16 protein-coding genes are annotated in these 14,151 nt (G+C 64.4%); 7 read left to right on the top strand and 9 right to left on the bottom strand.

Annotated elements, in window-relative coordinates; translation table 11 throughout:
• Positions 1–190: 190 nt before the first annotated feature.
• From ASG39_RS09925 to ASG39_RS09940, 4 genes are all read right to left on the bottom strand, one after another.
• Complete coding sequence (locus ASG39_RS09925; RefSeq protein ID WP_062594810.1) at positions 191–991, bottom strand: hypothetical protein; 801 nt, start codon at positions 989–991, stop codon at positions 191–193.
• Between the two features lie 101 nt (positions 992–1,092).
• Positions 1,093–1,362, bottom strand: coding sequence for a hypothetical protein (locus tag ASG39_RS09930; RefSeq protein WP_092988168.1), 270 nt, complete (start codon positions 1,360–1,362; stop codon positions 1,093–1,095).
• Positions 1,363–1,486: 124 nt separating this feature from the next.
• A complete protein-coding gene (locus tag ASG39_RS09935; RefSeq protein ID WP_156468098.1) occupies positions 1,487–1,852 on the bottom strand; it encodes a TIGR02301 family protein in 366 nt (121 codons plus the stop codon).
• Between the two features lie 143 nt (positions 1,853–1,995).
• Positions 1,996–2,448: an NUDIX hydrolase gene (locus ASG39_RS09940; RefSeq protein ID WP_062594811.1), complete on the bottom strand. Its 453-nt coding sequence runs from the start codon at positions 2,446–2,448 to the stop codon at positions 1,996–1,998.
• 136 nt (positions 2,449–2,584) lie between these two features.
• On the opposite strand from ASG39_RS09940, the gene ASG39_RS09945 reads away from it, so the two are divergent.
• Positions 2,585–3,391, top strand: coding sequence for an SOS response-associated peptidase (locus ASG39_RS09945; RefSeq protein WP_062594812.1), 807 nt, complete (start codon positions 2,585–2,587; stop codon positions 3,389–3,391).
• 44 nt (positions 3,392–3,435) lie between these two features.
• Here the strand turns inward: ASG39_RS09945 and ASG39_RS23810 are convergent, their stop codons facing one another.
• Positions 3,436–3,612: a hypothetical protein gene (locus ASG39_RS23810; RefSeq protein ID WP_156468099.1), complete on the bottom strand. Its 177-nt coding sequence runs from the start codon at positions 3,610–3,612 to the stop codon at positions 3,436–3,438.
• A 545-nt stretch (positions 3,613–4,157) separates the two neighbouring features.
• On the opposite strand from ASG39_RS23810, the gene cysS reads away from it, so the two are divergent.
• The 5 genes from cysS to cimA all read left to right on the top strand — a co-directional run bounded on the left by cysS (position 4,158) and on the right by cimA (position 9,411).
• Positions 4,158–5,615, top strand: a complete 1,458-nt coding sequence (cysS, locus tag ASG39_RS09950; protein WP_062594813.1) for a cysteine--tRNA ligase — start codon at positions 4,158–4,160, stop codon at positions 5,613–5,615.
• A gap of 240 nt (positions 5,616–5,855) precedes the next feature.
• Positions 5,856–6,341 carry a GFA family protein gene (locus ASG39_RS09955; RefSeq protein ID WP_062594814.1) on the top strand — a complete coding sequence of 162 codons (486 nt, stop codon included), beginning with the start codon at positions 5,856–5,858 and terminating at the stop codon, positions 6,339–6,341.
• Positions 6,338–6,814 carry a GFA family protein gene (locus tag ASG39_RS09960; protein WP_062594815.1) on the top strand — a complete coding sequence of 159 codons (477 nt, stop codon included), beginning with the start codon at positions 6,338–6,340 and terminating at the stop codon, positions 6,812–6,814. The genes ASG39_RS09955 and ASG39_RS09960 overlap by 4 nt, the downstream gene beginning before the upstream one ends.
• Positions 6,811–7,791, top strand: coding sequence for a prolyl aminopeptidase (pip, locus tag ASG39_RS09965; RefSeq protein ID WP_062594816.1), 981 nt, complete (start codon positions 6,811–6,813; stop codon positions 7,789–7,791). The genes ASG39_RS09960 and pip overlap by 4 nt, the downstream gene beginning before the upstream one ends.
• A gap of 3 nt (positions 7,792–7,794) precedes the next feature.
• Complete coding sequence (gene cimA, locus ASG39_RS09970) at positions 7,795–9,411, top strand: citramalate synthase (protein WP_062594817.1); 1,617 nt, start codon at positions 7,795–7,797, stop codon at positions 9,409–9,411.
• On the opposite strand, the gene ASG39_RS23270 is transcribed toward cimA, so the two are convergent.
• The 3 genes from ASG39_RS23270 to ASG39_RS09980 form a co-directional block, all read right to left on the bottom strand.
• Positions 9,362–9,715, bottom strand: coding sequence for a type II toxin-antitoxin system RelE/ParE family toxin (locus tag ASG39_RS23270; RefSeq protein WP_082477115.1), 354 nt, complete (start codon positions 9,713–9,715; stop codon positions 9,362–9,364). The two genes, cimA and ASG39_RS23270, sit on opposite strands and share 50 nt — an antisense overlap.
• On the bottom strand, positions 9,712–9,987 hold the full coding sequence (locus ASG39_RS09975; RefSeq protein ID WP_062594818.1) for a hypothetical protein: 276 nt from the start codon (positions 9,985–9,987) through the stop codon (positions 9,712–9,714). Before ASG39_RS09975 ends, ASG39_RS23270 begins: the two co-directional genes overlap by 4 nt.
• A gap of 96 nt (positions 9,988–10,083) precedes the next feature.
• A complete protein-coding gene (locus ASG39_RS09980) occupies positions 10,084–12,096 on the bottom strand; it encodes a bifunctional 2',3'-cyclic-nucleotide 2'-phosphodiesterase/3'-nucleotidase (RefSeq protein ID WP_062594819.1) in 2,013 nt (670 codons plus the stop codon).
• 290 nt (positions 12,097–12,386) lie between these two features.
• Between ASG39_RS09980 and rarD the strand changes: the two genes are divergently transcribed.
• Entirely contained in the window at positions 12,387–13,316 is a 930-nt protein-coding gene (gene rarD / locus ASG39_RS09985) for an EamA family transporter RarD (protein WP_062594959.1), read from the top strand.
• Between the two features lie 51 nt (positions 13,317–13,367).
• Here rarD and ASG39_RS09990 read toward each other — a convergent pair whose 3' ends face one another.
• Positions 13,368–13,988, bottom strand: coding sequence for a TIGR00730 family Rossman fold protein (locus ASG39_RS09990; RefSeq protein ID WP_082477116.1), 621 nt, complete (start codon positions 13,986–13,988; stop codon positions 13,368–13,370).
• Positions 13,989–14,151 lie beyond the last annotated feature (163 nt).

Here is a 14,151-nt window from a genome sequence, read left to right on the forward strand (position 1 = left end):
ACCTGGGATGGACGGCGCCCGCGCGCCTCGCAAACCATCGGCGGAATGGTGAGACGCGCGCGTCCTCCAGAGGTAGGCTTTCGACGGCGGCCCTGCAAGCGTCCAGCCCGGTCCGACACCGCAATCCCCGACATCGCAATCCCCCGACATCGCAATCTCTAACATGGCAATCACCGACATGGCCGGGCGATCAATCGCCGCCGATGAAGAACTTCCATTGCCCGTCCGGCGTAATGCCGATGCGGTAGAAATTATAGCTGCCGAATTCCTGCATCGCTGCGACGTCACCGGCGGTGACGAGGCGCATGAGATCGACCTTTTCCGGCGGCGTCAGGCTGTCGAGCGGCTTGGCCGCGAAATAGGGCCAGACATACATTTCATCCGGCGTGCCCTTGTCGATCACGGTAAAGCCCGTGGACAGCACGTCGAGCATGATGGCGAGAATTTCGAGGCCGTCGGCATCGCCGGAGAGGCTCTTCACCGCGGCGACCGGATCGGTTTCCTCCTCGCTGTCGCCGATGGCCGTTGCCGTCTCGCCCTTGCCGAGCAGCGGGCGCAGACGCTCGATGTCGCCGGAGGCGGCGGCCTCGACGATCAGTTCGCGCATGCGGGCGACCGGTTTCGGGATCTTGGAGACGTCCGTCAGCACTTCGACAGGGCCGTCACGCGTCTCGGCCGCAGGTGTCTCCGGGGCAGGCGCCTTGCCGGGTTGGCTCTCGGCCTTGCCGGGCCGTGCCGGGGCGGTCTGCTTGTTCACCAGCGGATCGGGCATGGGAATGCCGCCCGGCGCACTTGGCGCACGTGGCGCGATCTCGTCGTCTTTCGGCGCCGCATCCGGCTCGTCCGCCGCCGCGTCGCCCGGGATCGTCCGCAACTGGCTGAGCGCGAAGGCGGGTGCCGGGGGAATGAGGCATGTCGAGGCGATGAGGGCGGCGAATGCAAGCGCACCCAGAAGAGCGGAGGAACTCCGGCTGTCCGACGAACGTGTCATGGCATTCTCGCTACTGCTGGGGCGCTGCCGCTCTGGCGCGACTGCCGGCTCGTGACTGCTCGGGCCGTCCGCGAAGAGGACGTGACCGTATCGGGCAGCGGCTATTGAAGCGAGCGCTGCGGAGAAAACTCGCCGGCAAGCATGCGCTCGCGCAACGAATTCAGCATGGCCTCGGCCCCGTCCTCGCCGTGAAGGCGGATCGTCTCGCGCATGGCGAGCGCGATCGCAGCGTCGGCGATGATCTCCGGCTCGATGCCGTCCGCCATGCCGTCTGCCCAGGCCTCGTTCTGATGTTCCAGGGCCGCCTGCATCTTCTCGTGGACGATCATATCGTCTATCTCGTTGAGGCTCTGCTCCATCGATCGTTCCATGCAATTTACGCTTTCACATCACGCCGGTTCGGAATCGCGGCGGTACTTGTTACCATGGTCTTAACAAGACTAGCAGTCTTTTACCGAAACGACACGGCCCGTTCGAAAAAAGGTTAACGGACACCTAATTTCCAAAGCGCGAGACGATTTCGGCGGCCAGTGTTGCCCCTTCGTCACGGTAGCGTTTGTCGGCCAGCACAGCACTCGGCGTGCAGCTTGTGTAGACCGCAGCAAAACTACGGTAACCCCTGTTGAAGGCGGCGGTAAGGCGCGCTTTGCGATCGGCCTCCGCGCCGGCCTCCCGGTCGATCAGCGCCTGCATGTCGGATCGCCAGTCCGCAGCGCCTGCATCGGCACACAGCGTCCGCAGATAGGTGACGGAACCGACGATCTCCGCCATGCGCAACAACCGCGCATCATAGGGCGCAGGCTTTGCCGCCGGGGCTTCCGGGGCAGGCAACGGCGCGGTTTGGGCGAGCGCAAAGGGCATCGGCAAGCCGAGAAGCAGGAGGCCTGCAAGGGCGGCGCGCGAGGGGACGACAGAGCGCAAACGAAGAACGAAGCGCGAGGGATGAGCGAGAGTCATGCCGGCGAAAATGCCGGATTTCGTCGATTTCGCAAGCCCCGGCCGCCTCATGAGGTCCGCAACGCTTCCAGCCTCGCGATGCAGTCGCGCACGCTCGGCGGGGCCGGCAGCGCGGCGATCTCGTCCGCAGTGAACCAGCCGAGGCTCGCCGCATCGTCTCCCGCCACGGCCTCCGCGTCGCTATCCGCCTCGACGCGGAACACCGAGAGGAAGAAGTGCCGGCCGCCCGCGCCATCCGCCCTGTCGGCCGGCAGGTCGTAGGTGGCAAAAAGCTGCGGTGCCGAGCCGGAAAGGCCGGTCTCCTCCAGCAATTCCCGCACGGCTGTCTCCGCCGGCGTCTCTCCCGGCTCCGCCCTTCCGCCGGGAAAGGCGTACATCTCCGCAGACGGCGGCTTGGAGCGGCGCACGAGCAGGTAGCGCCCGTCGCGTACGACGATCGCCGACGAAGCAAGGGCGGGAGAGGGCGTGGGGGACGGGGCGGGCGGTGGAGAGGCAGTCATGGTGGTTCCGTTCTGGCGTTGTGTGCGAATCGATCCTACATCAGCGAGCGGGGTCGGTGCGATCCGATGCGGAACGCATCGTCGCCGGCAGTGGATGAGGGCTGTTTCGGTCGCCCATCACGGGGAGAACCAAACCATGTGCGGACGTTTTGCCCTGACGGTCACGCCCGAGGAACTCGAGGAGGCGCTCGCCGTCATCGAGGCCGGCGATTTCCCGCCGCGCTACAATATCGCGCCGACGCAGCCGATCCTCGTCGTCACCGCCGCCGACCGCACGGACCCCCGCAGCAATGCGCCGCCGCGCCGCGTCGCGCTGGTGCGCTGGGGCTTCCTGCCGGGCTGGGTCAAGGATCCTAACGATTTTCCGCTTCTCCTGAACGCCCGCGCCGAGACGGCGATCGAGAAGGCCTCGTTCCGCGCCGCCATGCGTCACCGCCGCGTCCTCGTGCCCGCCTCGGGCTTTTACGAATGGCGGCGTCATCCGAAGGAAAGCGGCCTGCCGTCGCAAGCCTACTGGATCCGGCCGAAAGCCGGCGGCATCGTCTCGTTTGGCGGATTGATGGAAACCTGGGCGTCGGCCGATGGCTCCGAGATGGATACGGGGGCGATCCTGACGACGCGCGCCAATGCGGCGATGTCCTTCATCCACGATCGCATGCCCGTGATCATCCGCCCGGAAAATTTCGAGCGCTGGCTCGATTGCAAGACGCAGGAACCGCGCGACGTCGCCGACCTGATGGTGCCGGCCGACGACGATCTCTTCGAGTTCGTGCCGGTGTCCGATGCCGTCAACAAGGTCGCCAACACGACGCCGGATATCCAGGCGCCGGTCGTCGCCCCGACCGACGCGGCATCCAAAACAGCCGGAAAGCCCGGTGGTCATAAGGCGGATCCGGAACCGTCGCCCGACAAGGGCGACGGTCCTCAGCTGTCAATGTTCTGACTGTCCGGCCGCAGCGACCGGATCGGCTTTGCCGCTGCGCGCGATCAGTGCTCGCGCCAGTCGCGGGCGCGATCCGAAACCTTCGCCGTCTCCGCCGCTGCCTTGGGCTTCTGATGCAGGGCCGCGGCGGCCACGGCCTTCAGGCCGAGCGGGCGATAGCGGTCGATCAGCGTCTCGTTCTTGGCAGCGGTCTCGGCCGTGTCCGTCTTGCGTTCCGTCATGTCACTCTCTCCTTAAAATCATTTCCGTCCCGGATCGGGTCCCGCTTGGCCGAACATGCAACCTGCAGGACCTCGTTCGTTCCGGGAGATTCGAGCTTCTCTTGCGTTGTCCCCGCAAGCCCGACTCTCCTGGAAATCTGTGGTTTTCAAGCGGTTCAATCATGACAAATTAATGACCTTCCTGCGAGCTTTTTGCGCGGAAAAGCATGCTGCAACGCCACGAGATTCATGCTGCAATGCAACCGGACGGGGCGCCGCGCCGGCCACCTGTGCCGTCCGGTGCGGGGCCTTGACCCAAAGGACGAGAACGGCGATAAAGCCGCCATGAAAACGGAAACCTGCATTCTCTGCGGCTCGATCATTCGCTAGCGCTTCGCGCTGGCCTCTTCCGTTTCGTCTCCTTACCCAAGACCAAGATGACAACGCGAAGGCCGGCCGGCCAGCGCGCGTGATGTGCGCACTCTGCGGCGGCCATCCGCCGCTCTGGAACAACGTGACGACGACGACGTAAAGACAAACGACAGGAAGACGGGGAGACGATACGCATGACGGACGTGCCGGCACTGAGGCTCTACAACACGCTGACGCGCGAAAAGGCCGTGTTTGCGCCGATCGATGCCGACAATGTCCGTCTCTATGTCTGCGGCCCGACCGTCTACGACTTCGCGCATATCGGCAATGCCCGCCCGGTCATTGTCTTCGACGTCCTGTTCCGCCTGCTGCGCCATCTCTATGGCGAGGCGAACGTGACCTATGTCCGCAACATCACCGACGTCGACGACAAGATCAACGCGCGTGCGCTCCGCGATTTTCCGGAGCTGCCGCTCAACGCTGCCATACGGGCCGTGACCGAGAAGACCGAAACGCAGTTCCTGGAGGACGCCCGCGCCCTCGGGTCGCTGGAGCCGACCGTCCAGCCACGCGCCACCGAGAACATCGCGGAGATGATCACGATCATCGACGCGCTGATCGCACGCGGGCATGCCTATGTCGCGGCCGGCGAGGTGCTGTTCGACACGACCTCGATGGCCGATTACGGCGCGCTTTCGCATCGCAACCTCGACGAACAGCAGGCCGGTGCCCGCATTGCGGTCGATGCGCACAAGAAGAGCCCCGGCGATTTCGTCCTGTGGAAGCTCTCCTCCGACAACGAGCCCGGCTGGGAAAGCCCCTGGGGTCGCGGCCGTCCCGGCTGGCATATCGAGTGCTCCGCCATGAGCCACCGCTATCTCGGCGAAACCTTCGACATTCATGGCGGCGGCCTCGATCTCATCTTCCCGCACCACGAGAACGAGATCGCCCAGTCGCGCTGCGCGCACGGCACGAGCGCCATGGCGAACGTCTGGATGCACAACGGCTTCGTGCAGATCGAAGGCCGCAAGATGTCGAAGTCGGACGGCAATTTCGTCACGATCCACGATCTTCTGCACACGGAAAACTTCGGCGGCCGGCAATGGCCGGGCGAGGTCCTGCGTCTTGCCATGCTGATGACCCAATATCGCCAGCCGATCGATTTCAGCCTCAAGCGGCTGGAGGAGGCGCAGGGCATCGTCCATCGCTGGGCGGACGCCAAGGTGCGGGTCGCGGCCCTTCTGGCCGAACAGCCGGACGCGCCGAACTGGACGCTGCCGCCGGAAAGCTCCGTTCTCGACGATCTCAATCTCTATCCGGTCATCACCGGCATGAACCAGCTCGCGACCGACGCCGCGAAAGGCGATCTGGCCTCTGCCGCCGCCTTCCTCGGGCACCTCGACCTGATGGGTTTCGAGGCGATCGAGCGTCTGAGCCAGCAGGCGAGCGATCTCGACCTCGGCCTTGCCGACGAGGACCGGTGGGCCGACGTCAACCAGCGGATCGAGGAGCGGTTGGCACTTCTCAAGGCCAAGAACTTCACGGAAGCCGATCGCATCCGCGACGCGCTTCTGACCGACGGCATCCAGCTGAAGGACGGCAAGGACGCGGAGACGGGAGAGCGGGTGACGACCTGGGAGATCAAGCGCTAGAAGGCCGCGCGAGGAGAAGCGGCCTTGCTTTCTGGCGTTGATCGGCATGGAATGAAGGGCAGCAGGAGCGCCGGATCGGCCGGCGAAACGCGGCACTGCAGGGTGAATGCGGGAGGAAAGTGCGATGATCTGGCCGTTCATGCAATACGCGCGCTTGACGATTCAGACTGTGAGCGGCCGGCGATATACCGCTGACGCAGCAGGCTTTTCCCGTCTCGCGCATCAGAAGAGGACCGGTTCATGACGACGGACGTACACTTCGGCGGTTGCCAGTGCGGTGCCGTGCGCTTCCGGGCGGAAGGCAGGCTGACCGACGCCTCCATCTGCCATTGCCGCATGTGCCAGAAGGCATTCGGCGCCTATTACGCGCCGCTCGTCTCCGTGCGCGGAGCGACCTTCGAATGGACGCGCGGCGAACGGAAAACGTTCCGCTCCAGCAATGTCGTGACGCGTGGCTTTTGCGGCGATTGCGGGACGCCGCTGACATACGAGGCTCCGGACGGCATGGCGATTGCGAGTGGAGCCTTCGATGATCCCTCCGCCTTTGCGCCCGTCACCCAGTTCGGCACCGAGGCGAAGATCGCATTCGTCGATCGTCTGCAGGATCTGCCGGGTCATCCGACCGAAGAAGACCTCGATGATGCACCGTTCCTCGATGGTCTCGTGTCCTACCAGCATCCCGACCACGAGACGGATCAATGGCCGCCGCAGGAGAGACCGCGATGAACGAAGCTGAGAGAACAGGCGGCTGCCAGTGCGGCGCCGTGCGCTTCCGTTTCAAGGGCACGCTCGGCCGCCCGTCGATCTGCCATTGCCGCATGTGCCAGAAGGCGTTCGGCGGCTTTTTCGGGCCTCTGGTCACCGTGTCGGAGGATGGCTTCACCTGGAGCCGCGGCGAGCCGGCCTGGTTCCAGTCGTCCATCAATATCGCCCGCGGCTTCTGCGCCTCCTGCGGCACGCCGCTTGCCTATCGCCATCCGGGCGGGCTTGAAATCGCCATCGGCGCGTTCGACGACCGCACGGATCTCGCGCCGCAGATCCAGGTGAATGTCGAGGCCCGTATCCCCTGGGTCCACACGATCTTCGATCAGCCGGTTCATGCCGACCCGGATTACTACGCACAGCAGGAAGCCGTCATTTCCTTCCAGCATCCCGATCACGATACGGCCGACTGGCCCACCCACGGACTGAACCTATGACCCTCGATCACGATACGGACACCACCCTTCGCGGCCTCTATCCGCCGATCGAGGCCTATGCGTCCGGTCATCTGGATGTCGGCGACGGGCATGCGATCTACTGGGAGCGTTCCGGCACGCCCGGCGCAAAACCCGCCGTGTTCCTGCATGGCGGGCCGGGTGGCACCAGCGGCCCCAATCATCGCCGCCTGTTCGATCCCGCGCTCTACGACGTGCTTCTCTTCGATCAGCGCGGCTGCGGCAAGTCCACGCCGCATGCGTGTCTCGAGGCAAATACGACCTGGCATCTGGTAGCCGATATCGAGCGCCTGCGCGAGATGGTCGGCGTCGACACATGGCTCGTCAATGGCGGCTCCTGGGGCTCGACGCTGGCGCTCGCCTATGCCGAAACCCATCCCGAGCGCGTCTCGGAACTCGTCCTGCGCGGCATCTACACCCTGACGAAAGCCGAGCTCGACTGGTACTACCAGTTCGGCGTCTCAGAAATGTTCCCGGAGAAATACGAGCGCTTCGTCGCGCCGATTCCGCCCGAAGAACGCCACGAGATGATGCAGGCCTATTATCGCCGCCTGACGGGCGACGACATGGCGCTGCGCCGCGAGGTGGCCAAGGTCTGGAGCAGATGGGAGGGCGAGACCATCACCCTCCTGCCGCAGCCCGACACCAGCAGCAAGTTCGCCGAAGACGATTTCGCCGACGCTTTCGCCCGGCTGGAAACGCACTATTTCGTGCATGCCGGCTGGATGGACGAGGGCCAGCTCGTGCGCGATGCGCATCGGCTCCACGGCATTCCCGGCGTCATCATCCAGGGCCGCTACGACATGCCGTGCCCGGCAAAATACGCCTATGCCCTGCACAAGGCATGGCCGCAGGCGGAATTCCATCTGGTCGAAGGCGCCGGCCACGCGATGAGCGAGCCCGGCATCCTCGACCGGCTGATCCGCGCCACAGACACCTTCGCCGGCAAGGACGCCTGAGCCATGAAGCGCGAGCGCATCTACCTGTTCGACACCACGCTGCGCGACGGCCAGCAGACGCCCGGCGTCGATTTTTCCGTCGAGGACAAGATCGCCATCGCATCGATGCTCGATGATTTCGGCATCGATTACGTCGAGGGCGGCTATCCCGGCGCAAACCCGACCGACACCGCCTTCTTTGCCAAGCGCCGCACCCGCAACGCCCGTTTCGTCGCCTTCGGCATGACCAAGCGCACCGGCGTCTCCGCCGCCAACGATCCGGGGCTGGCCGCACTTCTGCAGTCGGCAAGCGACACGGTCTGTCTCGTGGCGAAGAGCTGGGACTATCACGTCGCCGTCGCGCTCGGCTGCACCAACGAGGAGAACCTCGACAATATCACGGCCTCCGTGGACGCCGTCGTGGCGAGCGGCCGCGAGGCCATGGTCGATTGCGAGCACTTCTTCGACGGCTACAAGGCGAACCCCGACTACGCGCTCGCCTGCGCCACGAGCGCGCATGAGGCCGGCGCGCGCTGGATCGTGCTCTGCGATACCAATGGCGGCACGCAGCCGGAGGAGATCCGCGCCATCGTCGCCTCCGTCATCGCTGCCGGCATCCCCGGCGACCGCCTCGGCATCCACGCGCACAACGATACGGGGCAGGCGGTCGCCAATTCGCTGGCCGCGGTCGAGGCGGGCGTGCGCCAGATCCAGGGCACGCTCAACGGCATCGGCGAGCGTTGCGGCAACGCCAATCTCGTCACCCTCATCCCGACGCTCGCGCTGAAGGACGTCTATTCCAGCCGCTTCGAGACGGCCATCGACCTGGACCGCCTGCAGGAGCTGACCAAGCTGTCCCACGCCTTCGACGAGCTGCTTAACCGCTCGCCCGACCACCAGATGCCCTATGTCGGCGTCTCTGCCTTTGCCACCAAGGCCGGCATCCACGCCTCCGCGCTTCTCAAGGACCCGCGGACCTACGAGCATGTCACGCCGGAAAGCGTCGGCAACCTGCGCAAGGTCATGGTCTCCGACCAGGGCGGCAAGGCCAATTTCATCAACGCCCTGAAGCGTCGCGGCATCGTCGTCGGCAAGGACGATCCGCGGCTCGACAAGCTGATCTCCATCGTCAAGGAGCGCGAGGCGACCGGCTATGCCTATGAAGGCGCGGATGCGAGCTTCGCCATCCTCGCCCGCCGCACGCTCGGCCACGTGCCCGATTTCTTCCATGTCGAAAGCTTCCGGGTCATGGTGGAGCGCCGGTTCGACGCCAACGGCCAATTGAAGACCGTGTCGGAAGCCGTCGTCCGCGTGACGATCGACGGCGAAGAGACCCTGTCCGTCGCGGAAGGCCACGGCCCGGTCAACGCGCTCGATCTCGCTTTGCGCAAGGATCTCGGCAAGTACCAGCACGAGATTGTTGATCTCGAACTCGCGGACTACAAGGTCCGCATCCTCAACGGCGGCACCGAGGCCATCACCCGCGTCCTCATCGAATCCACAGACGCCACCGGCGCCCGCTGGTGGACCGTCGGCGTCTCCGACAACATCATCGACGCCTCCTTCCAGGCTCTGATGGACAGTATCGTGTTCAAGCTCCTGAAGAACCGCGACGGCGCGGTGGCCGCGGCGGCGGAGTAGGGCTTTCGTCGGAGATGCGAACATCGCGGCCGTGATGAAAGATGCGAATGATGGTTACCTGCTCGTCCTTCACCTGAAAGACGATGCTGGCCCGGCGGCGAAAGCCGACCACACGGAGCCCTGGCCGTAGATCTCCCCGTGCGAAACCGCGCTTGGGGAAGAGGGCAAAGCCGAGGCAATAGCCGTGAATGTCACGAACGTATTTGAGGGCGATGGTAGACCCGGCGCGCGGTGCGAGATAGTCGAAAAGCTCCGTCAGATCGGCGTTGGCTTCCGGAGTAAACCGGACAGGCCGATCTGTCATGGCTCGTCGTTAAAACTGGACCGGGCGATGTGGTCCTTGATTGCCGCCCAGGAGTCGTCTGCAGTCAGCGCGCGATCTGGATTCCGCTCAAGAGCATCGACGGTCGGCAGAACCTCGTCCTGCAGCCATGTTTCGAATGCCGCATCTTGTAAGGCGATGGTCATCAGGCCCTCGCGGACGACATCGCTTTCGCTCGCAAATTCGCCTGAGGCAACCTTCTCCTTCACCAGGGTCGCCATGTCGTCCGGAAGCGTGATGCGAAATGCCTGCATGTTCTCGGCCTCCTGATGTTCCGATGATACTCTATCGCATGTCATCTCGAACCGGAATTGGTTTCGCGGCTGACGAGGTCTCGGATGGATTTGGCCTCACAGCACCAATCGGAATGTCGCAAACCCGTCGGCGCCATCGCCGGCATCCTCGATCTTTGCGGCCTTGACCTCGCCGAGCAGCGGCCGCGCCTTCGGCCCCGTCTCGAACAGCGCCGTCGTTCCGGGCGTCGGCTTGAAGCGCCAGTTGGCATCGGCCGCGGGGTTGATCGTGCCCTCCGCGTGGATGTAGCGGACGATGACGTCGCGGTTGGTATCGGGGGCGGCGAAGACGACCTTGTCGCTGGCGATATCGGGGAATTTGCCGCCGCCGCCGGCGCGGTAATTGTTGGTGGCGACCACGAATGTCCGTGCGGGATCGATGGGTTGGCCGTCGAACGTCAGATCCGTGATCCGGTGGGCGGTTTCATCGGCGAGCTTCCCGTCCGTGTCGAAACGCGGCGGCTGGGAAAGGTCGATCTCGTAGGTCACGCCGTCGATCACGTCGAAATTGTAGGATGGGAAACCGGCGCTGAGCAGCGGCTGGTCTTTGCCGCCCGGCGTCAGCCGGTTGAACATGCCGGCCGACATTTCCAGCCAGTTCTTCACCTGCGCGCCGGTGATGACCACGGCCTGCACGGTATTGGGATAGAGGTAGAGATCGGCCACGTTCTTGATGGCGATGTCGCCCGCGGGAACGTCGGTGTAGTAATCCGCGCCGCCGCGCCCGCCCGCCTTGAAGGGCGCTGCGGCGGAGAGCACAGGCAGGTCCTTCCACGCCGTCTCCTTCAGCATGCCTTTGATGTACCAGGTCTGCGCCTGGGAGACGATCTGCACGGAGGGATCGTCGGCCACCAGCGCGAAGTAGGAGTAGAGCGGCGCCGAGGTCTTGCCGACGGGGGTGCGGACATAGGCGAGCGTCGCCTCGTGCTCGTCCTTGGCGGCGGTCAGGATGTCGGCCCGATCGTTGACGTCGGCCACGACCTTCTTGTCCTCGCGGTGGTAGATCGGCCGCGCCTCGGTGGTGAAATCGACGATCTTCCAGCGCTTGCCGTCCTTTTCCAGCAGCAGATCGATCAGCCCGAGATGCGAGCCCCAGAAACCCGCCATGACCGCCGGCTTTCCTTGCAGCGTGCCCTTGACCGGATCCACGCCCGCAATTCCGTCGAAGCTTTTGGGGCCGGGGAAGACCAGATGCTGGTGCCCGGTCAGCACCGCGTCGATGCCCTCGACGCCGGCGAGATAGAGCGAGGCATTTTCCATGCGATCGGTCTGGCCTGTGCCGTCGATGCCGGAGTGCGACAGGGCGACGATGATGTCGGCGCCGTCTTCCTTCATCACCGGCACCCAGGCGCGTGCGGCTTCCACGATGTCGCGCGTCTGAGCCTTGCCTTCGAGGTTCTTCACGTCCCAGAGCATGATCTGCGGCGGCACGAAGCCGATCAGCCCGATCCTGAGCGGGCTCGCCGCGCCGCTTCCGTCCGTCACGGTCTTTTCGATGATCGTATAGGGTTTGAAGAACAGCGCGTCCCTGGTCGGGTCCGTGGCCAGCGTTCCCGTCGTCAGGTTGGCGCAGACGTAAGGAAAGTTCGCGCCGGCCAGCGCCTTCGCCATGAAGTCGAGCCCGTAGTTGAACTCGTGATTGCCGAGCGTGCCCGCCTCGTAGCCGAGCAGGTTCATCGCCTTGATGACCGGGTGCACGTCGCCGTCCTTCAGGCCTTTCTGGTAAGCCATGAAGTCGCCCATCGGGTTGCCCTGCAGAAAGTCGCCATTGTCGACCAGGAAGGTGTTGCCCGCTTCGGCGCGGATCGCGTCGATGATCGAGGCCGTGCGCGACAGGCCCAGCGTCTCGTTCGGCTTGTCGCCGTAATAATCGTAGGGGTAGACGTGGACGTGGATGTCGGTCGTTTCCATGATGCGCAGATGGGCCTGATTGGCGCCCGCGCGGGCGGCAAACGGATGCAGCATCACCAGCCCGGAGGCCGAGGCGAGGCCGCCGAGAAAGGCGCGCCGGGAGACGGTCAGGGCGGAAGGGCGCTGGGACGGGAGGACGGGCGCTGAGGGGGTGGACATGACGTTCCTTTCGTGCCGGATCTTCTGAAGCCGGTATCCTACACCAGACGCGGATCCTTGCGACCCTTGGGGCACGCAGGATGCCGGCTTCCTCTCGGCAGCGAACCTTGCAGGCAAAAGCGACCGTCGTGTGTCACCAGAATTCGTTGATCGTTCAGGGAAATGAATTGGAGTGGTCCTGCCTTTTCGCGTAAGCCGCAGCCATGACGTGACGCGGGGAAACGCGCGCCCGTCAGCAGGACAAAAGGCCGGAGGAGGGCCGCGATATGGCCGACGTGACACCCAAGCCGATGGCTGCAGCCGCCGTGCCCGGCAATGGCGACAGCCCCCGCGGGTTCCTGCTTGCCACCATCGCCTATCTTTTCTGGGGCGTTCTGCCGCTCTTCATGAAGGGCATCGGGCATATTCCGGCAGCCGAAGTCGTGGCGCATCGCATCGTCTGGTCGGTGCCGCTCGTCGGCGGCTTCATCCTGTGGCTCGGCCGCACCGCCGATCTGAAACTGGCCTTGCGCTCGCCCCGCATGCTGATCATGGCGTCGCTCACGGCGACGCTCGTCACCTTCAACTGGGGCGTCTACGTCTGGGCGATCAGCGTCGGGCGGACGCTCGAGGCGGCGCTCGGCTATTATATCAACCCGCTCTTTTCGATCTTCCTCGGCGCCGTGCTCCTCAAGGAAAAGCTGAACCGGGCGCAACTGGTCGCCATCGGCTTTGCTGTCACAGCCGTCGCCATCATCGCGGTGGATGCCGGCGGTCTGCCCTGGGTGTCGCTTGGACTCTGCATCTCCTGGGGGTTTTACGCGTTCTTTCGCAAGACGCTGCCGGTCGGCCCGAACCAGGGCTTCTTTCTGGAGGTCATGCTGCTCTCGGTCCCGTCGCTCGCCTATATCGTCTATCTCGAGGCATCGGGGCAGGGGCATTTTACCGATACCGGCATGACCGACGTGGCCTGGCTCGTCTCGTCCGGTGTCGTCACCGCCGTGCCGCTGTTGTTCTATGCCAATGGCGCCAAGCTGCTGCGTCTCTCCACCATCGGCATCATGCAGTATATCGCGCCGAGCATGGTGTTTCTCATCGCGGTCTTCGTTTTCCATGAACCGTTCGGCATGGTGAAGCTGATGGCCTTCGGGCTGATCTGGATGGCGCTGGTGATCTATACCGGCTCGATGCTCGTGGAGAGCCGCAACGCCCGGCAGGCGGCAGCGCTCCGCACTCCCTGATCCGAAGCGGCCACCCACGGCGGCTGCGCAAGATGCGGTCGCGGACTGAGCCTACATCTTGTCGATGATGCCGCTCTCGCCGTCGCGATCGACCGTGCCGGCCCAATGGTCCTTGAGCGCCGGCACCACCTCGTCCGGATTGTCGATGACGAGTGGCTGCACGAGATGCGCCGTGTGGATGAAGCCGCTATCGGCCATGTGGTGGATCAGCTTCATCAGCGGGTTCCAGAAACCGTTGATGTTGACGAGCACGATCGGCTTGCGGTGCCGCCCGAGCTGCGCCCACGTCATGATCTCGACGATCTCCTCCAGCGTGCCGATGCCGCCCGGCAGCGTCACGAAAGCATCCGCCCGCTCGAACATCTTGTGCTTGCGCTCGTGCATATCGGCGGTGACGACCAGTTCGCTCAGCTGACCGAGCGAATGCCGGGTGGCCTCCATGTCCATCAGGAACTCTGGTATGATCCCGGTGACGCGGCCGCCATTGGAAAGCACGCCGCTGGCCACGGCCCCCATGATGCCCTTCGTGCCGCCGCCATAGACGAGATGCAGATGATGCTCGGCGATGGATTTGCCGAGCCTGCGCCCCGCATCCATGAAGTCGGGCTCACGTCCGGGCTGGGACCCGCAATAGACGCAGATGGATCGAATCGGAACAGGTTGATCGCTCATGGGCGAAGCAGACATCCGGTCCTGCACCGCGTCAAGGTACGCATCAGGTAAAATCTGTAAAAAGGCGCTTTCAAAGTCGTCAGAACATGCATCGCTGCTTGTGGAGAGGGCTGGATATCGCTAGCAATTTCAAGAGATGCGCGTTGTGCGGAGATGCAAGCGC

This window comes from Rhizobium sp. Leaf371 (assembly GCF_001424045.1).
Classification (GTDB): Bacteria; Pseudomonadota; Alphaproteobacteria; order Rhizobiales; family Rhizobiaceae; genus Ferranicluibacter.

Coding starts and splice junctions, on each gene's coding strand:
- ASG39_RS09925 (WP_062594810.1), bottom strand. CDS start 991: ATGACACGTTCGTCGGACAGCCGGAGTTCCTCCGCTCTTCTGGGTGCG.
- ASG39_RS09930 (WP_092988168.1), bottom strand. CDS start 1,362: ATGGAACGATCGATGGAGCAGAGCCTCAACGAGATAGACGATATGATC.
- ASG39_RS09935 (WP_156468098.1), bottom strand. CDS start 1,852: ATGCCCTTTGCGCTCGCCCAAACCGCGCCGTTGCCTGCCCCGGAAGCC.
- ASG39_RS09940 (WP_062594811.1), bottom strand. CDS start 2,448: ATGACTGCCTCTCCACCGCCCGCCCCGTCCCCCACGCCCTCTCCCGCC.
- ASG39_RS09945 (WP_062594812.1), top strand. CDS start 2,585: ATGTGCGGACGTTTTGCCCTGACGGTCACGCCCGAGGAACTCGAGGAG.
- ASG39_RS23810 (WP_156468099.1), bottom strand. CDS start 3,612: ATGACGGAACGCAAGACGGACACGGCCGAGACCGCTGCCAAGAACGAG.
- cysS (WP_062594813.1), top strand. CDS start 4,158: ATGACGGACGTGCCGGCACTGAGGCTCTACAACACGCTGACGCGCGAA.
- ASG39_RS09955 (WP_062594814.1), top strand. CDS start 5,856: ATGACGACGGACGTACACTTCGGCGGTTGCCAGTGCGGTGCCGTGCGC.
- ASG39_RS09960 (WP_062594815.1), top strand. CDS start 6,338: ATGAACGAAGCTGAGAGAACAGGCGGCTGCCAGTGCGGCGCCGTGCGC.
- pip (WP_062594816.1), top strand. CDS start 6,811: ATGACCCTCGATCACGATACGGACACCACCCTTCGCGGCCTCTATCCG.
- cimA (WP_062594817.1), top strand. CDS start 7,795: ATGAAGCGCGAGCGCATCTACCTGTTCGACACCACGCTGCGCGACGGC.
- ASG39_RS23270 (WP_082477115.1), bottom strand. CDS start 9,715: ATGACAGATCGGCCTGTCCGGTTTACTCCGGAAGCCAACGCCGATCTG.
- ASG39_RS09975 (WP_062594818.1), bottom strand. CDS start 9,987: ATGCAGGCATTTCGCATCACGCTTCCGGACGACATGGCGACCCTGGTG.
- ASG39_RS09980 (WP_062594819.1), bottom strand. CDS start 12,096: ATGTCCACCCCCTCAGCGCCCGTCCTCCCGTCCCAGCGCCCTTCCGCC.
- rarD (WP_062594959.1), top strand. CDS start 12,387: ATGGCTGCAGCCGCCGTGCCCGGCAATGGCGACAGCCCCCGCGGGTTC.
- ASG39_RS09990 (WP_082477116.1), bottom strand. CDS start 13,988: ATGAGCGATCAACCTGTTCCGATTCGATCCATCTGCGTCTATTGCGGG.